This window comes from Bradyrhizobium oropedii, assembly GCF_020889685.1.
GTDB lineage: Bacteria > Pseudomonadota > Alphaproteobacteria > Rhizobiales > Xanthobacteraceae > Bradyrhizobium > Bradyrhizobium oropedii.
The window spans coordinates 1-20,780 of sequence record NZ_JACMYO010000156.1; the positions used below are offsets into that span (position 1 = coordinate 1).

The following is a 20,780-nucleotide window of genomic DNA, read 5'->3' on the forward strand; positions in this document are numbered from 1 at the left end:
GCCCTGGCCGGCGGGCAGCACGTTGCCCATGAACACCTCGTCGATGCGCTCAGGCGCGAGTTTTGCGCGCTCCAGCGCCGCGCCGATCACGTGTGAGCCGAGCTTGTGCGCCGCGAGCGGCGTGAGTTCGCCCATGAAGCGGCCGAGCGGGGTGCGGGCGGCGGAAAGGATGACGACGGGATCGGCGCTGGATGCCATGGCGGAACTCCGTTCAATGCTGGAATCTGATTGAATTATATCCATCATATGATGCAGCGCAAAAAATGCAACTCCGCCGGTCATGACAAAATGTCGTGTTCGCATGAGCTGAGAGCGTGGTGTGAGGTCTCACCCAAACCCGTTGTCGTCCCCAAGGCCGGGACCCACAACCACCGCATTTCATTTTGAACGAGGTTGTGGACCCAACGTCGCGCAACAATTGAGATTTGACATCGCCGCGCGGGTCCTGTCCGGCTGATGCCACGGAAGCGCATGACGTACTCACTGACGGTGCGCCCCCCATTGCGAAAAACGGATTCGGTCGGATACCCGTCCGCGGGACGGTGATGGAACCTGCTCTTCGCGTCCATCCTTCGGGGGTGTGCCTTCGATGCCGAACGTTGTGGCGAGCTCTCTAACGCCAACAGGAGTCACGACGAGCGCGCGGCTATCCCGGACATGCTCGACCCAATCATGCTCAAGAGCGTGATGAAGAATGGCAGCGCCGACCGCCCCGGCCAGATGCGGCCGGCGTTCGCTCCAGTCGAGACAAGGGCGACAGAACACCCGGCGCTTGGAGGCGAGGCGAAGATCAACGCCCAACTCATCGAAGAATGACCGACCGGCATCGGTCAGCTGTCCGCCATCCTCATCGAGCAGAACAAACGACTGTTGGACCATCCGGTCGGCGATTGCGACGGCGATGCGGCCGGCCATGTGGTCATAGCACGTGCGCGCGTGTCGAAGCGTCTCTCCGCCGCGCCAGAGATTGCGCTGCCGGGCGGGGCCTTCCTGTGCAACGACCATGAGACCCTCCAGCATGCGCGCGACGAGCGGAGAGGCCAGGCGGAAATATCGTCGTCGGCCCTGTTTTTCGAGCGCGAGCAATCCGGCGTCGCCGAGTTTCGCAAGATGGCCACTCGCTGTCTGCGGCGCCACGCCAGCCACATAGGCGAGCTCCGTGGCGGTCAACGTTCGGCCGTCCATCAGCGCGCTGAGCATGTTGGCGCGCGCCGGATCGCCGACGAGTGCCGCGACTTGGGCGATTTTGGGTCCCGGATCCATGTTTTTTCCTACGCCGACGCGGACGTGGTGCCAAACACAAACACTTCGGCCAAGACGGTAGTGGTTCCACGAGACCGGTTCGATCACCGGACATAGGGTTGCCTGGACACCAATAAGCCCGGCGAAAGCAAGTGCCGCGATGGGCGAAAGATATCATCCCCGCGGCTCCGAATATTCGATTGGCATCGAATGATCATCGCAAGCCGGGCCTCATCTGAGCCGTCAAACTCTCACAGACAACTGAGTGTGATCAATGCAAACAACTTCCCTCAACACCAGGCAGCCGGAACCAGCCCGCTTCGACGACACGTCATCCCGTTCGCCTCTCGCGATGGCGCTGGCGCTTGCCGCCACGAGCCTCGGCCTTGGCGTGGTGCAGCTCGATATCACCATCGTCAATACCGCGCTCAGCAGTATCGGCACCTCGCTCGGCGGCAGCGTCGCCGAGCTGCAATGGGTGGTGACCGCCTATACCATCGCGTTCGCCGCCTTCATTCTGACCGCCGGCGCACTCGGTGACCGCGTTGGCGCCAAACGGATCTTCATAGGGGGCTTTGCAATCTTCACGTTGGCTTCGCTCGCCTGCGCACTGGCCCCGTCGGCGACGGTTCTGATCGCCGCGCGCTCCGTGCAGGGCCTCGCGGCGGCGATCCTGGTGCCGAACTCGCTGACGCTGCTCAATCACGCGTATACCGATCCGAAGGCGCGGGGCCGGGCGGTCGGCTTCTGGGCCGCAGGCGCGAGCGTCGCACTGACTTCGGGGCCGTTCGTCGGCGGCGCGCTGATCGCGTTGGTCGGCTGGCGCGCGATCTTTCTCGTCAACCTGCCGATCGGCGCCGCCGGCCTCTGGCTCGCCTGGCGTTATGCCGAGGAGACGCCGCGGCTCGTGCAGCGCGAGATCGATCTGCCGGGACAGATCGCGGCGATTGCAACCCTTGGCACGCTGGCCGGCGCCCTGATCGAGGGCGGCGCCCTCGGCTGGAGCCATCCGCTCGTCATGACGGGCTTCGCGGGCGCGGCCGTACTCGGAATCCTGTTCGTATGGCGCGAGGCGCGCGCGCCGCAACCGATGCTGCCGCTATCGCTGTTCCGCCATCGCATGTTCGCGCTGACCGCCCTGGTCGGGCTCCTCTTCAACATCGCCTTCTACGGCCTGATCTTCGTGCTCAGTCTCTACTTCCAGAGCGTCAACGGCTGGTCGCCGTTCGCAACGGGCCTCGCCTTCGTGCCCATGATGGCCATGGTGCTGCCCACCAACCTCGTCGCCGCTTCGGTCAGCGAGCGCCTCGGCGCACCGCAAACCATTGCGCTGGCTTGTGTGATCACCGCAACGGGCTGCGTTGCGCTGCTGCATATGGCCTCAGGCACGAGCTACGGGGCGATCTGCGCTCAGCTCATGGTGCTCGGGGGCGGGCTCGGCCTGCTCGTGCCGTCCCTGACCTCGACGCTGCTCGGCAGTGTCGAGAAATCGCGATCCGGCATCGCCGCGGGCGTATTGAACGCGACGCGGCAGACCGGCAGCGTGCTTGGCGTTGCCTTGTTCGGCTCGTTGGTCGGAGGTAACAACGCGTTCATGATTGGCGCGCATGCCTCGCTCGCGATATCGGCCGCTGTGTTGCTCGCAGGTGCGGTCGCAATCTTGCAGGGCCGAACAAAGGAGGGACGATAAAGCGGGGCAGGCAGGTACCTCCGGGGGGCGCAGACCCGGGCGTCGAACAGTTCGAAGAGCTTCAACGAGTCGTGGCGACTCGTTGAAGCTCGCGTTTTTGACCAGGCCGGGACGACCATGAGGATGGTGCTCTATTCGAGTTACACCACGCGGTGTCATCACCAGCGAAAGCGGGTGATCCAGTATTCCAGAGGCGCTTGTGCTTGAGCCGAGAGGCCGCGGCGTAGGCGATGGCCCGGTCGAGCCGGGCGATGACAGGTGAGGATGAGGACGCAACTGCGCGTTCTCGCGACATGACGCGCCCGCGTTTTGGATTTCGTAGTCGATGGGACTCGCTTCGCTCTACCTATCCTACAGTCTGAGGCCTAGTCCTTCCGCCAGGCGCCGAGCAAGAATCGTCGCTTCGGCGCGGAGCCAGCCTGCTTCTGCACCTCGGGCAGATCGACGGCGTAACGCTTCATCAATAGCTTGACTGCGATCCCGATGATCACAAAGGGCGTCACATAGATCGCGAAAACTTCGAAGGCTGTCATGTCGTCCTCCGGTGTTTCGGAGTGGGCATGCTAGCACGATCCCTGCTGTGGGCGGAGGGGATAGCCGGCGGCAGGCACTGGACGAGACGGGGCGGGCGGTGCAGCAACGCTGCCGCTGATGCCGTCACGCATGGCCGCATGCGGCGGCTTCGATTGACACCGACCGCCTCGGCGGTACCCTGCCGGAACAAGGACGTTTTCCCAAGAGAATCAAGACTCCGAATCAACATCCGGAATCGAGACCCAGAAGAACCAAGAAAAGGGCAGGACACGCCGTGACACGCGTCATCGCGTCTTGAGCGGGACCACGCGGACCTCCGCGCTCGCACCATTTCGCATCCGCAGCTATCGCTTTCAATGGCCGTCCGACCTGCTCACCTCGTGGGCGTTCGAGGTCGAGACACTGGTGCTCGGCTGGTACATCATGGTCGAGACCGGTTCGGTCTTGCTGCTGACCGTGATGGCTTCGCTGCAATATGTCGGCACCCTGGTCGCGCCTGTCGTCGGCATGATCGGCGATCGCATGGGACATCGCGATCTGCTGGCCGTCATGCGCTTTGCTTATACGGCGCTCGCCGGGACCATCATGACGCTGGCGCTGACCGGACATCTCGCCCCGCTGAATGTCATGATCATTGTCGCGCTGATGGGGGTGATCCGCCCGTCGGATCTCGGTGTGCGCGGCGCGCTGCTCGCCGACATCATGCCGCCCCAGCAACTGGTCGGCGCCATCAGCCTGGCGCGTACCACGCAGGACTCGGCACGCATCGCCGGCGCATTGACCGGGGCGGGATTGTTCGCGGCGCTCGGCATCGGCTATGTCTATGTCGGGATCGCCTGCTTCTACTTCGTCGCCGCCATCCTGATGCTCTGCATGGGCCGTCCGGCCAAGTCGCACAGCGCCGCCGATCTCGCGGCCGGCGATGTGCCGGGCTCGAAGCTGCTGCGCGACCTCAAGGAAGGCATTGTTTACGCCTGGAGCGGCCCGGGCATGCGCGCCGCGCTTTGCGTCGCGTTCCTCGCCAATCTCACGGCGTTTCCGCTCACCAACGGCTTGCTGCCTTTCGTGGCGCGCGACATCTTCCACACCGACCAGACCGGCCTCGGCTATCTTTCGGCGAGTTTTGCGGTCGGCTCGCTGATCGGCTCGATCACGCTCAGCATGGCCGGTGGTGTGCGCATCGCGCGGCTCCTGATCGGCGCGACGCTCGCATGGTATGCGATGCTGCTGGTATTCGTCGAACTCAGGACCATGCCGGTGGCGATGGCCTGCCTGGTGCTGGCCGGCATCGCGCAGAGCATGTCGATGATCTCGGCGGCCGTGATGCTGATGCGCAATGCCAGCGCGCATCTGCGCGGCCGGGTGATGGGCGTGCGCATGATGGTGATCTACGGCCTGCCGCTCGGCCTGCTCGCGGCCGGCAGCCTGATCGACCTGATCGGCTACACCGCAACCGGCACGCTGCTCGCCGCCGCCGGCTTCATCGCGATGCTGGCGATCGCGCTGCACTGGCGCGCCGATCTCTGGCCGGTGCACGCACCGGCGAACGCCAGGTAACGACGGGCACGGCGACGCGTCCGCGGCCGCAGCTGTGGATACGCGGTTTGCCCGCTCGCGGCTCGAACAGCGAAGCCCGCGCGGATTGGCTGTGGAGGACATCCAGCCGTCACATGTCTGTCGGAGGCCGGTGTTAGGTGTCGATCCGGCTTGCAACGCTCCGGATATTTCCGGGGCGCCCTCCGCATTGCCTTGATCTATCGAATTGCCCCCCTGATGAAAAGGCTCAGCTCCATGACGCGCTTGCTCTTTGGCACTGCCGCCGCCGGTGTCTTGCTCGCGGCCGCATCGACCGCCCATGCCGGCTCCACATTCTCATTCGTTCCCGACAGCCTGACGGAATCCGTGATCGAGCACGGGCCGTGGACGCTGCATCAGTCCGGACGACATTTTCATCATGATGCGTCCGGCATCGTGCCGCCCGGCAGCCTCACGCCGCCCTACAATCCGGCCCTCTACGGGACGCCCTATGCTGACTATTGCTCGGCGAGCGGAGAAACCACGATCAATCACGGCAAGAGCGTGATGCAGCCCTATTACTTTCCGTTCGTTCGCCGGCGCGGGGCCGTTCTCGAAGGCCTGTTCGACTACCGCCCGCGAAACGAGCAGGAGGCGACGGTCGCGGCGATTTCGACGGACTGGGGAGCGACCTGGCAGTTCAGGGGCAAGGCCCTGGCGCTCAACTCATACTGCCCGTGGGATGCGACCGACCCGGACAATCTGAACGTGAACGTCAATGGCGTGAAGACGGCATATGGCTCGTCGAGCGCGAACGCTGGCGACAACGGGCTCGGACACGCCTTCGTGCTGTCCGTGAAGGGCAAGCAACGGATCTATCACCTCAACCGTGCCGACGGTCACATCGACAGCGATCAGCTCGTGGTCCATCCGCTTCACCGCGGCGAGGAGGATTTCTCGTTGTTCGGACTTCCGGAATTCGGATATGTCAGTCCGCTTGCGTCCGGCGGTTATCCCAAGCTCGAAGCCACGGTGACCGCGACCACCGGTCTGACGGACCCCGATGCCATCCTGGGCTCCGTGCACGTGGGCGAGAAGACGGCCGTCGTCTACGTCTCCAAGAATCTCACCCCCGGCGACAAGAACTTCCCGGCAACCCAGGTGTGCCCGGCGACGCCGGCCTTTGCGCTGACCAACCTCGTCAACAAGAAGCCGAGGAAGACCAACCACGACGTGATCACGATCCGTGTCGCAACGACCTCGGACGGCGTGAACTTTACCGACGTCGGCGCGGCGACTGGCCTCAACGACCAGACCACGATCGCGCTGAACGGCATTCGCTGGCTCGGCAGCGGCAGCATCCTGCGTATCCATGACGGACGCTTCGGCATGTTCTTCGGCGCCGGAAATTGCTTGGACAACGATTCCGACGGCTTCCACTTCGTCGGCTATGCCGAAACCGACAATCCGGTTCGCGCCGCCGGCGATCTCCTGAAGTGGCACGTGGTCAACGGCTTCGACAGCCCGATCCTGTCCACGGATACGGTGGTTGATCCAGCGGGCCCGCGCTCATATCCGTTGAACGCGCCGCTCGTGAACGTCCAGGGCGCCGACAGGCTGACGGCCGCGCAGGTCGCGCCGTTCGTGCCGCCGGGGAAGGGCTACACCACGAACTTCTTCAGCGGCCGGGTCTACGATCCGCAGGCGGTGTTGACCGACGAGCGGACCGTGACGATCGTGTTCGCCGGCTACAACACGCCGCAGCCGAGCAGCAATCTCGCTGACTACCGATCGATCGGCCGATTCCAGCTTGGCGTCCAGGCCGGCTATTTCAGGCCGCCCTTCGTCGAATCCGAAGACTAGAGCGTTTTCGAGCGAAGTGGATACCGGTTCGCGCTAAGAAAACGCGTCAAACAAAAGTCTGGAGCCCTTTCCGATCCAATCGGAACGGGGCTCCAGGAATACGCTGAAGCCGCAGCAATCCGACATGGACGCGGAGCGAGGTTGAACGCCTCGATCCGCGTCGACTCTTTTTGCTGCGATCGAAAGATCGATGCTACGAGAGGATTGCGTTCACACCGCCTGGGCGGCGCGGCGGATGTGGACAGGCACCGATTTGTACGACGGCGTGCCGCTTTCCTTGTCCTGATAGTCGAGCGGCACGAGGCCGTTCGCCTCCGGATAGTAAGCGGCGACCGAGCCGCGGGCGATGTCGTAGACGATCGCGGTCAGCGTGAGGCGCCGCGGCTCGCCCGAGAGCAGCGCGGTCTCGATCTCGACCAGATCGCCATGGGCGAGGCCGCGTGCGGTCAAGTCCGCCTCGTTGGCGAACAGCACGTCGCGGCGTCCGAACACGCCGCGATAGCGGTCGTTCAAGCCATAGATCGTGGTGTTGTACTGATCGTGGCTGCGGATGGTGGCGAGCTTGAGGACTGACTTGTCCGACAGCACCGGGTCCTCTTCGAGGCCGTCGAAGATCAGGAATTCGGCCTTGCCGGACGCCGTGGTCCATTTGCGCTCGGTCGGCGGCAGCGGCAGGCGGAAGCCGCCGGGAATCCGGATCCGCGCGTTGTAATCCTTGAAGTCGGGGAAAACGCCCTCGATGGCGTCCCGGATGCGGTCGTAATCGGCGATCAAATCGGTCCACGGCACCTTGCTCGCCGGCAAGGTTGCCATCGCCATGCCGGCAACGATCGCCGATTCCGAGAGCAGATTTTCGGAGGCCGGGGTCAGCTTGCCGCGCGAGGCGTGCACCATCGACATCGAATCCTCGACTGTGACGACCTGCGGCCCGGAGGCCTGGATGTCGCGCTCGGTGCGGCCCAGCACCGGCAGGATGATCGACTGCTTGCCGACCAGAAGATGCGAGCGGTTGAGCTTGGTGCCGAGATGGACGGCGAGATCGAGCTTGCGCATGGCGGCGGTGCAGCGCTCGGGATCGGGCAGCGCGATGGCAAAATTGCCGCCGAGGCAGACCAGCACTTTGGATCGTCCGTCGTCGATCGCCTCCATCGCCGCGACCGCGTCGTGGCCGTGATGGCTCGGCGGCTTGAAGCCGAAGGTACGCTCGATGCCCTCGAACATCGGGATGTTGGGCTTCTCGGTAATGCCGACCGTGCGGTTGCCCTGCACGTTGGAGTGGCCGCGCAGCGGGCAGATGCCGGCGCCGGGCTTGCCGTAGTTGCCCTTCAGCAGCAGCAGGTTTGCGATCTGCTGGACGTTGTCGGTGCCGCGCATGTGCTGGGTGATGCCCATGCCGTAGGTGACGATGGTGGCGTTGGACTTGGCGTAGGCGGCCGCGACCTCGCCGAGCTGGGCGCGGCTGAAGCCGGAGACGGTCTCGATCTTGTCCCACGGCGTCGCGCGCAGATCGGCGGCGAACGCCGCAAAGCCGTTGGTGTGCTCGGCGATGAAGGCATGGTCGAGCACGTCGTGCGTCGCGTCGTCCTTCTCGATCAGCGCCTTCATGACGCCCTTCAGCACCGCGGCGTCGGCGCCGACCTTCGGCTGATAATAGGTCGAGGCAATGCGGGTCGAGCCCAGCGTCGCCATCTCGATCGGATCCTGCGGATCGGCAAAGCGCTCCAGCGCGCGCTCGCGCAGCGGATTGAACACGATGATCGGCACGCCGCGGCGCGAGACCTCCCACAAGGCGCCCATCATGCGCGGGTGGTTGGTGCCGGGGTTGTGGCCCATCGCGATGATCAGCTCGCAATGGTCGAAATCGTCCAGCGATACCGTGCCCTTGCCGATGCCGATCGATTGCGGCAGCCCGACGCTGGTCGCCTCGTGGCACATGTTCGAGCAGTCGGGGAAATTGTTGGTGCCGTATTCGCGCGCGAAGATCTGGAACAGGAAGGCGGCCTCGTTCGAGGCGCGGCCGGAGGTATAGAACTCGGCCATGTCTGGATTGGGCAGGCTGCGGAGCGTTTCGCCGATCCGCGCGAAGGCGTTATCCCATGTGATCGGCTGGTAGGTATCGCTCGCGGCGTCATAGGCGAGGGGTTCGGTCAGGCGGCCCTCGTTCTCGAGATGGAAGTCGGTCCAGCCGAGCAATTCGGTGACGGTGTGGCAGGCAAAGAATTCGCCGGTGACGCGCTTGCTGGTCGCCTCCCAGGTCACGGCCTTGGCGCCGTTCTCGCAGAACTGGAAGGTGGAGGTGTGCTCCTTGTCCGGCCAGGCGCAGCCCGGACAATCGAAGCCGTCGGGCTTGTTGGTGCGGAGCAGCGTGATCGGCGCCTCGACCAGATCCATCTGGTCGCGCACCGCGATCGCGGTGGCCTTGAGGGCGCCCCAGCCGCCGGCCGGAGCATCATAGGGTCGGATACCGGGAACGTCGCGCTTCTGGACCATATGTCCTCCTGCAACTGTTGAAGTGTGCCCCGTGCGTTGGTCCCGAATTGATTGTTTTGTTGGCCGCGTGCGCGGCAGTTCGCGAGAGCTGTGGGTTGTGATCGACGTTCTCGATCTGGAACACCTCGCTCGTGATGGACCCTAGACTAGTCGGCTCGCGTTCGCGGTCAACTGTCCGTCAAATGTGCGTAGCCCGGATGGGCCAACAGGTCGCGCGAACGCGCACCCGATCACAGGTTCCGCGTAATCCGGGACAACTCGTTCCGCGGATGACGCACCCCGGATTTCGCTGCGCTCCATCCGGGCTACAGGCTTCTGCGGCTACCGCTTCCGATCCAGGAACCCCTGCAGCAGGCGCTGCGGTTCGCCGGTCTGGAACGATTGTCCGAACACGCCGACGCTGAGGTTGACCGACTCCGTCAGCGGCAGTTCTTCCCACTGACGCAGCAGGTCCTTCTGGATGCGCAGCGCTTCGGGGCCGCATTCCAAGAGCGCCTTCACGGTGTGCTCGACGGCCTCGTCCAGGCCGCCGGGTTTTGCCACGGTGTCGACCAGGCCCCAGGCGAGCGCGGTTTGGGCGTCGATGTTTTCCGCGGTCATCATCAGCCAGCGGGCACGGCCCCAGCCGATCAGGCGCGGCAGCAGCGCGGCATGGATAACTGAGGGGATGCCGACGCGCACCTCGGGCATGCCGAACATCGCATCATGCGCGGCGACGCGGACGTCGCAGGCGGCGGCGACCTCGAGGCCGCCGCCGAGGCACCAGCCGGGCAGGCGGGCAATCACCGGCGCCGGGAATTTGCGCACGGCCTCGCAGAGATCGCGCAGGCGGCTGATGAATGCTTCGGCGGATTTCTGGTCGAGCGTCGCCATCTCCTTGATGTCGGCGCCGCCGATCATGCTGCGCTCGCTTTCGCCGGCGAGGATCACCGCGCGGATGGTGCGGTCGGCAGCCAGATGTTCAAGGCCTTCGCGCACGCCGTTGGTCACGGCGGAACTGACGATGTTCAGCTTGCCGGCGTTGCAGATCGTGAGGCGGACGACGCCTCTTTCGTCGCGGTCGATGCCGCAGTGGGGATTGAGCATGTCCATGGAAAAAGTCCCGGCGCAGGAATTGATCGCGCCATGTCCCGGACAAAGCACGTCTCTGTCAAGCACGGTGCGACAGTTGCGCCGCACGGCGCGGATAGATAGAATTATCTTCATCATATAAATGGAGCCGTCATGACCGCCGCCGAGACCACCGATCTTCATTCGCCCGATCTGAAGCGCGTACGCGTGGTGGAATGGCAGGCGCCCGGGCCGGTCGCCAAGGCGGCGCTGCCGATGTCCGGCATCGAGGCGATGCGCGCGATCCGCGACGGCCGGTTGCCGCCGCCGCCGATGGCCAAGCTGATCGGTTTTCGCGTCGCCGTGGTCGAGGAGGGGCGCATCGTCATGGAACTCGAGCCGCATGAGAGCCTCGAGAACACCATCGGCCTGCTGCACGGCGCGACCGCGGCGGCGTTGCTCGATACCGCGATGGGCTGTGCGATCTCGACCATGCTGCCGGCGGGGCAGACCTCGGTGACCCTGGACCTCAAGCTGACCTATCTGCGCCCGCTGTCGGCGCGCTCCGGAACCATCTCGGCCGAGGGCAAGGTGATCAAGCTCGGCCGGCAGACCAGCTACACCGAGGGCTTCGTCCGCGACGGAAGGGGCAATCTTGCAGTGCACGCGACTGCGACATTTTCGATGCTCGGAGGGGAACCGAAAGCGAAATAACTGCAGCATTCCCGGCGCAAATCTGCTATTATATGATTAGAAACATTCCATGAGAGCGGCATGCGCTATTCGAAAGAACACAAGCAGGAGACCCACGCGCGGATCGTGAAGAAGGCCGCGACGCGGCTGCGCGAGAAGGGCGCCCATGGCATCGGCGTCGCCGACCTGATGAAGGACGCCGGCCTGACCCATGGCGGCTTCTACGCACATTTCGATTCGCGCGAGGCGCTGGTGATCGAGGCCTTCAACTACGCCATGGATCGCGCCAACGAGCGCTGGCGCAAGGTCACGGCGGAGGTGCCGCCGGAGAAGCGGCTTGCGACCATGGTCGACGGCTATCTTTCGGCGGTGCATCGCGACGACCCGGGCCAGGGCTGCGCGGTGCCGGCGCTCGGTGCCGAGATCGCCCGCGAGAGCCCGAAGACCCGCAAGGCGTTTGCCCTCAAGCTCGACCAGATGATCGACATGATGGCCGACCAGATCCCGGACCTGCCGCGCAAGGCCGCGCGCAAGCAGGCGATGGCCGCGCTCGCGACCATGATGGGCACCATCGTGATGTCGCGGATCGCGGGCAATGGCGAAATGTCCGATGAGATCCTGTCGGCCGGGCGTGAGGCGGTGCTCGGCCGCGCGACAGCGGCGAAGAAGCCGCGTGCCAGAGCGAACTAGGGCAGTTCCTGCGACGAGCCCGCTGATGGTCTGAATGGAGGTTTCGTCCGCAACGAAGACACGGGGCGCCCCTTGGAAGACTTCAGCCCTGCTGGGCTTTCCGAATGATGGCCCACCGCATGCTTCTTCCTGCTTTGGTGGCCGAGCTGGCAATCAATAACGACCACCATCGCGCTTTTGTTGCGTGAGCCATTCCGACAGCGTCCGTGTTTTTGACGGTGGATCGCCCGACGACCCTCGTCTGATGCTCGTGCCGGAACGAGGTGACCGAAGCTCGGCTGATGCAGTTTCCTTGGCCGCCGTCGCGGAAGCTTCCTTTTCGAGGCGCAGCTTCTTCAGTCGCGCCATCTTGTCCCGCTCTGCCTCGGCTTCAGCTCCGTCGGACAACAGCGCCTTGTGGTGAGCAGTCTCTGCTGAACCCCGGACTCCGAGAATAGTCGTCTCGCCGAGCGCCTTGCAGGCCTCGAGCCGATGTAATCCCTCGAGCAAAACGAGCCGGCCATCATCAGGCCGAACGAGAATGGGCATCTGTTGCCCAACCTCCAGAATACTCGCCGCGATTTCTTGAACCAGCTCAGGCCTGAGGGTTTTCCTCTTCTTAACGGGAACGTAAATCTGGTCGATTGCAAGACTTTCCGGGTCGGGCACAGTGTTACTCCCTCCTCTGGATCCGTCCAAAATACGGTTTAAGGATGAAGCTCCGTGCCGCCAAGGCATTTCTCAAGCTCTGCTCGACGGGTCGCGCTGGTCAGGCCGGCCCGCTGAACAGCGTGCGCTCGGCTTCCACGGTCTCGTAAATGTAGTCGGCCACCGCGCGGATGCGGGCGAGGTCCTTGCTGTCGGCGTGCATCAGCAGCCAGAACGTGCGCGAGATCCGCACCTCGTCCCGCAACACCGGCTGCAACTCGGGGTGGGCGGTCGCCATGAAGTGCGGCAGCACGGCGATGCCGAAGCCGGCGATGGTGGCGTTGAGCTGCGCGATCAGATTGGCGCTGCGGAACTTCGCCGAGATCTTCGGCGAGACCTGCGGCAGGTAGTCGAGCTCCGGCGTGAACAAGAGCTCCTCGATGTAGCCGACGAAGCGGTGCCGGGGCAGGTCGGCGCGGGCGGCAATGGTCGGCGCCTGCGCGAGATAGCGGGGTGCGGCATAAAGCCCGAGCGTGTAGTCGAGCAGCTTGCGGCCGACGATGCGGCCTTCCTTCGGCATGGTCAGGCTGATCGCGATGTCGGCCTCGCGCTTGGAGAGCGAGAACAGCCGCGCGGTGGCGACAAGTTGCAGATCGAGATCGGGGTACCGCTCGGTGAACTTGACCAGCCGCGAGGCCAAAAAGTGGCTGCCGAAGCCGTCGGGCGCGCCGATCCGCACCGTGCCGGTGAGATGCGCGCGCGAGCCGCCGACCGCCTCCTGGTTGGCGACGATGGTGGATTCCATCGCTTCCGCGCTGTCGGCGACACGCTGGCCGGCCTCGGTCAGCAGATAGCCGGTCTTGCGGCGATCAAACAGTTTTGCGGAGAGGTGGCCTTCCAGCCGGTCGACACGCCGGATCACTGTGGCATGATCAACGCCGAGCTGCTTGGCGGCAGCCGAAACCGACCCGCCGCGCACGATGGCAAGCACGAAGCGGAAGTCATCCCAGTCGATTGTGCCGCCGCCTTGATCCAGCATTTCCGCACATCTATGGTGCAATTTATCGGACTTGAATCCTATAAAATGCAGGGTCAATAGGGTTTGTAAAGTGATCCCGCCGGCCGGCTGGTGATTCAGGTCCTTCAGGGAGGTTTATCCATGCGCTCAATCGGACATTTCATCGGTGGCAAGGAGGTCAAGGGCACGTCGGGCCGTACGGCTGATGTCTTCGAGCCGATGACCGGCGAGGTTCAGGGCAAGGTGGCGCTGGCCTCCAAGGCCGAGCTCCGCGCCGCGGTCGAGAACGCCAAGGCCGCGCAGCCGGAATGGGCCGCGACCAACCCGCAGCGCCGCGCCCGCGTCATGATGAAGTTCGTCGAGCTGGTGCAGCGCGACTACGACAAGCTCGCCGAGCTGCTGGCGCGTGAGCACGGCAAGACGGTTCCCGATGCCAAGGGCGACATCCAGCGCGGCCTCGAAGTCGCCGAGTTCGCCTGCGGCATCCCGCATCTGATGAAGGGCGAGTACACCGAGGGCGCCGGCCCCGGCATCGACATCTATTCGATGCGTCAGCCGCTCGGAGTGGTCGCCGGCATCACGCCGTTCAACTTCCCGGCGATGATCCCGATGTGGAAGTTCGCGCCCGCGATCGCCTGCGGCAACGCCTTCATCCTGAAGCCGTCCGAGCGCGATCCCGGCGTACCGATGGCGCTGGCCCAGCTGATGATCGAGGCAGGGCTTCCGGCCGGCATCCTCAACGTCGTCAACGGCGACAAGGAAGCGGTCGACGCCATCCTCGACGACCCCGATATCAAGGCGATCGGCTTCGTCGGCTCGACGCCCATTGCACAGTATATCTATGAACGCGCCGCGCAGACCGGCAAGCGCTGCCAGTGCTTCGGCGGCGCCAAGAACCACGCCATCATCATGCCCGACGCCGACATGGACCAGACCGTCGACGCGCTGATCGGCGCGGGCTACGGCTCGGCCGGCGAGCGCTGCATGGCGGTGTCGGTTGCGGTGCCGGTCGGCAAGACCACCGCCGATCGCCTGATGGAAAAGCTGATCCCGCGCGTCGAGTCGCTCAAGATCGGTACCTCGGTCGATCCGTCGGCCGATTACGGCCCGCTGGTGACCCGCGAGGCGGTCGAGAAGGTCAAGAGCTACATCGACATCGGCATCAAGGAAGGCGCCAAGCTCGCCGTCGACGGCCGTGGCTTCAAGATGCAGGGGTACGAGAAGGGCTTCTATCTCGGTGGTTCGTTGTTCGACAACGTCACCAAGGACATGCGGATCTACAAGGAAGAGATCTTCGGCCCGGTGCTCTCGGTGGTGCGCGCCCACGACTACCACGAGGCGCTCGCGCTGCCGTCCGACCATGATTACGGCAACGGTGTCGCGATCTTCACCCGCGACGGTGACGCGGCGCGCGACTTCGCGGCCAAGGTCAATGTCGGCATGGTCGGCATCAACGTGCCGATCCCGGTGCCGATCGCGTACTACACCTTCGGCGGCTGGAAGAAGTCAGGCTTCGGCGATCTCAACCAGCACGGTCCGGACTCGATCCGCTTCTACACCAAGACCAAGACGGTGACCTCGCGCTGGCCGTCCGGCGTCAAGGACGGTGCGGAGTTCTCGATCCCGACGATGAAGTGATGGTGTAGCCTAGGCCGTCATTGCGAGCGCAGCGAAGCAATCCATCTATCCCCGACCTGGAAGAATGGATTGCTTCGTCGCTTCGCTCCTCGCAATGACGACAACAATGAGCAGCCAGAATGCAGTTCGCTCTCAACGAGGACCAGATCGCGGTTCGCGACATGGCGCGGGCGTTTGCGGCTTCGAGGATCGCGCCGCACGCGCTCGAATGGGACGAGAAGAAGCACTTTCCGGTCGACGTGATGCGCGAGGCCGCCGGCCTCGGCATCGGCGGCATCTATATCAAGGATGATGTCGGCGGCTCGGCGATGACGCGGTTCGACGCGGCGTTGATCTTCGAGGCTCTGGCGACGGGCTGCCCGACCACGTCGGCCTTCATCTCGATCCACAACATGGCGTCCTGGATGATCGATGCCTATGGCAACGACGCCCAGCGCCACAAATGGCTGCCGAAGCTCTGCACCATGGAGCTGATCGCCAGCTACTGCCTGACCGAACCGGGCGCCGGCTCCGACGCTGCCGCGCTTCGCACCCGTGCGGTGCGCGACGGCGATCATTATGTGCTTAACGGCCAGAAGCAGTTCATCTCGGGTGCCGGCAGCACCGATCTCCTGGTCGCGATGGTGCGCACCGGAGGCGAAGGCCCTAGTGGCGTCTCGACGGTCGTGATCGACGGCAAGACGCCGGGCGTGTCGTTCGGCGCCAATGAGCGCAAGATGGGCTGGAATGCGCAGCCGACCCGCGCTGTCGTGTTCGAGAACGCGCGCGTGCCGGTCGCAAACCGGCTCGGCGAGGAGGGTATCGGCTTCAAGATCGCGATGGCCGGCCTCGACGGCGGCCGGCTCAACATCGCGGCGTGCTCGCTCGGCGGCGCGCAGACGGCGCTCGACAAGGCGCTGGCCTATATGAAGGACCGCAAGGCCTTCGGCAAACGGCTCGACGAATTCCAGGCGTTGCAGTTCAAGATCGCCGACATGGCGACGGAGCTCGAAGCCGCACGCACCTTCCTGTGGCGCGCCGCCGCGGCGCTCGACCGCAAGGATGCGGACGCCTCGATGCTGTGCGCCATGGCCAAGCGGTTCGGTACCGATGTCGGCTTCGAGGTCGCCAACCAGGCGCTGCAACTGCACGGCGGCTACGGCTATCTCAGCGAATACGGCGTCGAGAAGATCGTGCGCGATCTGCGCGTGCACCAGATCCTCGAAGGCACCAATGAAATCATGCGGCTGATCGTGTCGCGCAAGTTGATCGAGGGCGCACGATGAATGATGCGGCCGCTGCCGAAGGCGACCTGATCGCGCGCAAGGAAGGGGCGGCCGGCATCATCCGGCTCAACCGGCCGAAGGCGATCAATGCCGTGACGCTGGAGATGTTCCACGACATCGACAAGGCGCTCGACGTGTTCGAAGCCGATCCTGATGTCGCGGTCATCGTGCTGGAGGGGGCCGGCGAGCGTGGCCTGTGCGCCGGTGGCGACATCCGCGCGCTCTGGGAAAGCTCCAAGGTCAAGGGCGATCTCGGCAAGATCCTGTGGCGTGACGAGTACATTCTCAACGCGCGGATCAAGAAATTCCCGAAACCCTATGTCGCCTTCATGGACGGCATCGTGATGGGCGGCGGCGTCGGGCTGTCGGCGCACAGCAGCCACCGGGTGGTGACCGAGCGAACCAAACTCGCGATGCCCGAGGTCGGGCTCGGCTTCTTCCCCGATGTCGGCGGCACCTATCTGTTGTCGCGCTCGCCGGGCGAAATCGGGACTTACTTTGGTCTTACTGGTCAGCCCATGAGCTGTATGGACGCGATCCATGCCAGGTTCGCTGATACCATAGTCCCAGCGACCGACTTGCCGGAGCTACGAGAGGCGCTGACAAGAGTGCGTCGGGGAGCGACCGCTGTCGACGTCACCAACGTTATCAACGGCTTTGCGGTGGCTCATGCCGGGGTTCCCTTGGCGGGGGAGCGGCCGACGATCAACGCCCTGTTCGGCTTCGACCGAATGGAAGACATCGTCGCTGCGCTTAAGCGCGACGGCTCGGAGTTCGCGCAGGCCACGCTGAAGACGCTCGATGAGAAATCGCCGCGCGGCATGGTGGTGACGCTGAAGCTGCTGCGGCTGGCGCGGGCGACCGAGACGTTGGAAGAGTGCTTGGTGCGGGAATATCGCGCAGCGCTAGAGGTGTTCGCCAGCGACGATTTCCGCGAGGGTGTGCGCGCCGCCGTGATCGACAAGGACCGCAATCCGAAGTGGCAGCCGAGCCGGATCGAAGACGTGACGCCCGAAATGCTGGCGCCTTACTTCGCCGAGATCGGGGCCGATGAATTGAAATTTCCTGACGGCAAATAGAAACGTCGCAAGCGGAGGACTTCCCATGGCAAACGTCGCATTCATCGGGCTCGGCAATATGGGCGGGCCGATGGCGGCCAATCTGGTCAAGGCCGGCCACAAGGTGACCGCGTTCGATCTGGTCGCGGCATCTCGCGATCAGGCCAAAAGCGACGGTGCCGCGATCGCCGAGAGCAGCGTCAGTGCGGTGAAGGGCGCCGACGCGGTCATCACCATGCTGCCGGCCGGCAAGCATGTGCTCGGCGTCTGGAGCGAAGTGCTCCCGGCGATGGGCAGGGGCGCGCTGATCATCGACTGCTCGACCATCGACGTCGAAAGCGCCAAGCAGGCGCACGCGCTTGCGGCCACGCATGGCATGGCGTCAGTCGACGCGCCGGTCTCCGGCGGCACCGGCGGCGCCAAGGGCGCGACGCTGACTTTCATGTGCGGCGGTGAGGCGAAGGCGTTTGCGGCGGCCCAGCCGATGCTGGCCAACATGGGCAAGAAGATCGTGCATTGCGGCGCCGGCGGCGCGGGACAGGCGGCCAAGATCTGCAACAACATGATCCTCGGCATTTCCATGATCGCGGTCGGCGAAGCCTTCGTGCTGGCCGAAAAGCTCGGCCTGTCGCACCAGGCGCTGTTCGACGTCGCCTCGACCTCGTCGGGCCAGTGCTGGTCGCTCACCACTTATTGCCCGGTTCCCGGGCCGGTGCCGACGTCGCCGGCCAACAACGACTACAAGCCGGGTTTCGCCTCCAACCTGATGGTGAAGGACCTGACGCTGGCGCAGGACGCCGCCAATGCCGCCGGTGCGGTGACGCCGCTCGGCAAGCACGCGCAGGAGCTCTATAAGACCTTCGACGCGTCGGGCCATGGCGGGGTCGACTTTTCCGGAATTATCCAGCACGTTCGCAGCCTCGCTGGGAAGTAATGTTGGTTGCGTCATCCCCGCGAAACGCGCAGCGTTATCGCTGGAGGTGCGAGCGCCAGCGAGCCTAGAAGGATGCGGTGCCTGTGGCCCATCCTTCGAGACGCCGCTGCGCGGCTCCTCAGGATGACGCTAGAACACGTGGTGAAGCCGGATGACCACATTTCAGGACGCACGCGCCTTTCTGCTCAAGCACCGCACCGACTACGACGCTGCGGTGAAGGGATTTCGCTGGCCGGATCCGGTGCCGTTCAACTGGGCGCTGGACTGGTTCGACGCCGAGCTGGCGCACAAAGCCGACAGCCGCGACAGGCCTGCGCTGTGGATCGTCGATGCCGCGAGCGGCAATGAGACGAAACTCTCCTTCGCCGAGCTGTCGCGCCGCTCCAATCGAGTGGCAAATTTCCTGCGCGGGCAGGGGCTGAAGCGCGGCGATCATCTGTTGCTGCTGCTCGGCAATGTCGTGCCGCTGTGGGAGACCATGCTGGCGGCGATGAAGCTTGGCGTCGTCGTGATCCCCGCGACCACGCTCTTGACCGCGGATGAACTCCGCGACCGGCTCGATCGCGGCAAGGCGAAGGCGGTGGTCGCCACGCAGGATCAGGTCGCGAAGTTCGCAGGGCTCGGCAGTGACCAACTGGTCCGCATCGTGGTCGGCGCTGCGCAGGCGCAGGACGGCTGGCTGCCGTTCGAGGATGCCGCGAAGGCGTCGGAGGCTTTCACACCTGACGGCCCGACCAAGGCCGACGATCCGATGCTGCTCTATTTCACCTCGGGGACCACGGCAAAGCCGAAGCTGGTGCGGCACAGCCAGCGCAGCTACCCGGTCGGCCATCTCTCGACCATGTACTGGATCGGCCTGCAACCCGGCGACATCCATCTCAACATCTCTTCGCCCGGCTGGGCCAAGCATGCCTGGAGCTGTTTCTTTGCGCCGTGGAATGCCGGCGCAACGATCTTCATCGCCAACCAGCCACGTTTTGAGGCGAAGGGGCTGCTCTCGATCATCGGTCGCTGCGGCGTCACCACACTGTGCGCGCCGCCGACGGTGTGGCGGATGTTCATTCAGGAAGACCTCGCGAGCTTCAAGGTCTCGCTGCGTGAAGTCTGCGGCGCCGGCGAGCCGCTCAACCCTGAAATCATCGACCAGGTCAAATCGGCCTGGGGCCTGACCATCCGCGACGGCTACGGCCAGACCGAGACCACGGCGCTGGTCGGCAACTCGCCGGGGCAGAAGGTGAAGGTCGGCTCGATGGGCCGGCCGCTGCCGGGCTATCGCGTGCAGGTCACGGACAATGACGGCCATGCCGCGAAGGAGGGCGAGGTGACGCTGTTGCTCGGCGCCGACCGGCCGGCGGGCCTGATGCAGGGCTATCAGGGCGACGACGGCAGGCTGATCGGCACCGACGGCGAGATCTATCGCAGCGGCGACGTCGTATTCACTGATGACGATGGCTATCTGACCTTCGTCGGCCGGACCGACGACGTGTTCAAATCTTCCGACTACCGCATCTCGCCGTTCGAGCTCGAAAGCGTGCTGCTCGAGCATGATGCGGTGGCGGAAGCGGCCGTGGTGCCGAGCCCGGATCCGATCCGGCTGGCAGTTCCCAAGGCCTATGTGCTGCTGGTCTCCGGTGTCGAGCGCAGCCCGGAGACGGCGCTGTCGATCTTCAAACATTTGCACACGCGGCTCGCACCGTTTAAACGCATCCGCAAGATCGAGCTGGTCACCGAACTGCCCAAGACGATTTCTGGAAAAATCCGTCGGGTGCAGTTGCGCCGGCTCGAACATGACGATGTCAGAAGCGATGCGTTGCGCGGAGCCGAGTTCCGCGAGGAAGAATTTCCGGAGCTGCAGAAGGTGCGGACCTCCGGTTAGCGGAGGTTAGCCAAATGAACGAAGTCTGGAAGAAGCCGCCGGTGTCGCTGGAAACCTACCAGGGCATGGTCGGCAAGGAGATCGGTGTGTCCTCGTGGCACCTGCTGGATCAGGGCCGCATCGACACCTATGCCGACGTGATCGAGGATCACCAGTTCATCCATGTCGATCCCGAGCGTGCCAAGAAAGAGACCGCGTTCGGTACCACGATCGCTCATGGCTTCCTCACGATGTCGCTGCTGTCGATCATGTCCTACGAGGTGATGCCGGTGCTCGAGGGCACTGCGATGGGCGTCAATTACGGCTTCGACAAGCTGCGCTTCATCTCGCCGGTGCGCTCGGGCAAGCGCGTGCGCGGCCGTTTCGTGCTGGCGGAAGCCACGCTGCGCAAGCCGAAGGAACTGCTGTCGCGCACCAACGTCACGGTCGAGATCGAAGGCGAGGACAAGCCCGCGCTGGTCGCCGACTGGCTCGGCCTGATCTATTTCAGCTAGAGCGTTTTCCAGCGAAGCGGGCACCGGTTCGCGTGAAGAAAACGCTCCGAACAAGAATCTGGAGCCCCGTTCCGATTCAATCGGAACGGAAAAGGCTCTAGCA

At 64.4% G+C, this 20,780-nt stretch carries 18 protein-coding genes; 11 read left to right on the plus strand and 7 right to left on the minus strand.

From position 1 onward, the window contains the following. Together H8A95_RS32200 and H8A95_RS32205 are read right to left on the minus strand one after the other, a co-directional pair. Positions 1-198, minus strand: a 198-nt coding sequence (locus H8A95_RS32200) for a thiolase family protein (protein ID WP_476727256.1), incomplete at its 3' end; no start/stop codon positions are given. Positions 199-480: 282 nt separating this feature from the next. Beyond that, positions 481-1,263, minus strand: a complete 783-nt coding sequence (locus tag H8A95_RS32205; RefSeq protein ID WP_229186837.1) for an ArsR/SmtB family transcription factor — start codon at positions 1,261-1,263, stop codon at positions 481-483. A gap of 253 nt (positions 1,264-1,516) precedes the next feature. Here H8A95_RS32205 and H8A95_RS32210 point away from each other — a divergent pair, with 253 nt between their 5' ends. After that, positions 1,517-2,932 (plus strand): MFS transporter, encoded by a 1,416-nt coding sequence (locus tag H8A95_RS32210; RefSeq protein ID WP_229186838.1) that lies wholly within the window; start codon positions 1,517-1,519, stop codon positions 2,930-2,932. 365 nt (positions 2,933-3,297) lie between these two features. Here H8A95_RS32210 and H8A95_RS32215 read toward each other — a convergent pair whose 3' ends face one another. Further along, positions 3,298-3,465, minus strand: a complete 168-nt coding sequence (locus H8A95_RS32215; protein ID WP_229186839.1) for a hypothetical protein — start codon at positions 3,463-3,465, stop codon at positions 3,298-3,300. 295 nt (positions 3,466-3,760) lie between these two features. Between H8A95_RS32215 and H8A95_RS32220 the strand changes: the two genes are divergently transcribed. Next, positions 3,761-5,023, plus strand: coding sequence for an MFS transporter (locus tag H8A95_RS32220; protein WP_229186840.1), 1,263 nt, complete (start codon positions 3,761-3,763; stop codon positions 5,021-5,023). A 234-nt stretch (positions 5,024-5,257) separates the two neighbouring features. Continuing rightward, on the plus strand, positions 5,258-6,844 hold the full coding sequence (locus H8A95_RS32225) for a hypothetical protein (RefSeq protein ID WP_229186841.1): 1,587 nt from the start codon (positions 5,258-5,260) through the stop codon (positions 6,842-6,844). Positions 6,845-7,054: 210 nt separating this feature from the next. Here the strand turns inward: H8A95_RS32225 and H8A95_RS32230 are convergent, their stop codons facing one another. After that, complete coding sequence (locus H8A95_RS32230) at positions 7,055-9,334, minus strand: FdhF/YdeP family oxidoreductase (RefSeq protein ID WP_229186842.1); 2,280 nt, start codon at positions 9,332-9,334, stop codon at positions 7,055-7,057. Positions 9,335-9,655: 321 nt separating this feature from the next. Then, positions 9,656-10,426 (minus strand): enoyl-CoA hydratase, encoded by a 771-nt coding sequence (locus H8A95_RS32235; RefSeq protein WP_229186843.1) that lies wholly within the window; start codon positions 10,424-10,426, stop codon positions 9,656-9,658. Positions 10,427-10,558: 132 nt separating this feature from the next. Between H8A95_RS32235 and H8A95_RS32240 the strand changes: the two genes are divergently transcribed. Both H8A95_RS32240 and H8A95_RS32245 read left to right on the plus strand, forming a co-directional pair. Next, the gene (locus tag H8A95_RS32240) at positions 10,559-11,098 is read left to right on the plus strand and encodes a PaaI family thioesterase (RefSeq protein WP_229186844.1); all 540 of its coding nucleotides are present in this window, start codon (positions 10,559-10,561) and stop codon (positions 11,096-11,098) included. 60 nt (positions 11,099-11,158) lie between these two features. Then, the gene (locus H8A95_RS32245; RefSeq protein ID WP_229186845.1) at positions 11,159-11,767 is read left to right on the plus strand and encodes a TetR/AcrR family transcriptional regulator; all 609 of its coding nucleotides are present in this window, start codon (positions 11,159-11,161) and stop codon (positions 11,765-11,767) included. A 153-nt stretch (positions 11,768-11,920) separates the two neighbouring features. Here H8A95_RS32245 and H8A95_RS32250 read toward each other — a convergent pair whose 3' ends face one another. Further along, positions 11,921-12,415 carry a ParB N-terminal domain-containing protein gene (locus tag H8A95_RS32250; RefSeq protein WP_229186846.1) on the minus strand — a complete coding sequence of 165 codons (495 nt, stop codon included), beginning with the start codon at positions 12,413-12,415 and terminating at the stop codon, positions 11,921-11,923. 100 nt (positions 12,416-12,515) lie between these two features. Beyond that, positions 12,516-13,433 (minus strand): LysR family transcriptional regulator, encoded by a 918-nt coding sequence (locus H8A95_RS32255; RefSeq protein ID WP_229186847.1) that lies wholly within the window; start codon positions 13,431-13,433, stop codon positions 12,516-12,518. Between the two features lie 120 nt (positions 13,434-13,553). Between H8A95_RS32255 and H8A95_RS32260 the strand changes: the two genes are divergently transcribed. The 6 genes from H8A95_RS32260 (at position 13,554) to H8A95_RS32285 (ending at position 20,677) form a co-directional block, all read left to right on the plus strand. After that, on the plus strand, positions 13,554-15,050 hold the full coding sequence (locus H8A95_RS32260; protein ID WP_229186848.1) for a CoA-acylating methylmalonate-semialdehyde dehydrogenase: 1,497 nt from the start codon (positions 13,554-13,556) through the stop codon (positions 15,048-15,050). Between the two features lie 119 nt (positions 15,051-15,169). Further along, positions 15,170-16,315 (plus strand): isobutyryl-CoA dehydrogenase, encoded by a 1,146-nt coding sequence (locus H8A95_RS32265; RefSeq protein ID WP_229186849.1) that lies wholly within the window; start codon positions 15,170-15,172, stop codon positions 16,313-16,315. Beyond that, on the plus strand, positions 16,312-17,394 hold the full coding sequence (locus tag H8A95_RS32270) for an enoyl-CoA hydratase/isomerase family protein (protein WP_229186850.1): 1,083 nt from the start codon (positions 16,312-16,314) through the stop codon (positions 17,392-17,394). Before H8A95_RS32265 ends, H8A95_RS32270 begins: the two co-directional genes overlap by 4 nt. A gap of 25 nt (positions 17,395-17,419) precedes the next feature. After that, positions 17,420-18,307 carry a 3-hydroxyisobutyrate dehydrogenase gene (mmsB, locus tag H8A95_RS32275; RefSeq protein ID WP_229186851.1) on the plus strand — a complete coding sequence of 296 codons (888 nt, stop codon included), beginning with the start codon at positions 17,420-17,422 and terminating at the stop codon, positions 18,305-18,307. Between the two features lie 151 nt (positions 18,308-18,458). Further along, entirely contained in the window at positions 18,459-20,183 is a 1,725-nt protein-coding gene (locus tag H8A95_RS32280) for an AMP-binding protein (RefSeq protein ID WP_229186852.1), read from the plus strand. Positions 20,184-20,197: 14 nt separating this feature from the next. Continuing rightward, positions 20,198-20,677, plus strand: a complete 480-nt coding sequence (locus H8A95_RS32285; RefSeq protein WP_050418862.1) for a MaoC family dehydratase — start codon at positions 20,198-20,200, stop codon at positions 20,675-20,677. Positions 20,678-20,780: the final 103 nt, after the last annotated feature.

What these genes read in the sequence shown, in the direction of transcription:
- H8A95_RS32205 (WP_229186837.1), bottom strand. Translation starts at nt 1,263, where the DNA reads ATGGATCCGGGACCCAAAATCGCCCAAGTCGCGGCACTCGTCGGCGAT.
- H8A95_RS32210 (WP_229186838.1), top strand. Translation starts at nt 1,517, where the DNA reads ATGCAAACAACTTCCCTCAACACCAGGCAGCCGGAACCAGCCCGCTTC.
- H8A95_RS32215 (WP_229186839.1), bottom strand. Translation starts at nt 3,465, where the DNA reads ATGACAGCCTTCGAAGTTTTCGCGATCTATGTGACGCCCTTTGTGATC.
- H8A95_RS32225 (WP_229186841.1), top strand. Translation starts at nt 5,258, where the DNA reads ATGACGCGCTTGCTCTTTGGCACTGCCGCCGCCGGTGTCTTGCTCGCG.
- H8A95_RS32230 (WP_229186842.1), bottom strand. Translation starts at nt 9,334, where the DNA reads ATGGTCCAGAAGCGCGACGTTCCCGGTATCCGACCCTATGATGCTCCG.
- H8A95_RS32235 (WP_229186843.1), bottom strand. Translation starts at nt 10,426, where the DNA reads ATGGACATGCTCAATCCCCACTGCGGCATCGACCGCGACGAAAGAGGC.
- H8A95_RS32240 (WP_229186844.1), top strand. Translation starts at nt 10,559, where the DNA reads ATGACCGCCGCCGAGACCACCGATCTTCATTCGCCCGATCTGAAGCGC.
- H8A95_RS32245 (WP_229186845.1), top strand. Translation starts at nt 11,159, where the DNA reads ATGCGCTATTCGAAAGAACACAAGCAGGAGACCCACGCGCGGATCGTG.
- H8A95_RS32255 (WP_229186847.1), bottom strand. Translation starts at nt 13,433, where the DNA reads ATGCTGGATCAAGGCGGCGGCACAATCGACTGGGATGACTTCCGCTTC.
- H8A95_RS32260 (WP_229186848.1), top strand. Translation starts at nt 13,554, where the DNA reads ATGCGCTCAATCGGACATTTCATCGGTGGCAAGGAGGTCAAGGGCACG.
- H8A95_RS32265 (WP_229186849.1), top strand. Translation starts at nt 15,170, where the DNA reads ATGCAGTTCGCTCTCAACGAGGACCAGATCGCGGTTCGCGACATGGCG.
- H8A95_RS32270 (WP_229186850.1), top strand. Translation starts at nt 16,312, where the DNA reads ATGAATGATGCGGCCGCTGCCGAAGGCGACCTGATCGCGCGCAAGGAA.
- mmsB (WP_229186851.1), top strand. Translation starts at nt 17,420, where the DNA reads ATGGCAAACGTCGCATTCATCGGGCTCGGCAATATGGGCGGGCCGATG.
- H8A95_RS32280 (WP_229186852.1), top strand. Translation starts at nt 18,459, where the DNA reads ATGACCACATTTCAGGACGCACGCGCCTTTCTGCTCAAGCACCGCACC.
- H8A95_RS32285 (WP_050418862.1), top strand. Translation starts at nt 20,198, where the DNA reads ATGAACGAAGTCTGGAAGAAGCCGCCGGTGTCGCTGGAAACCTACCAG.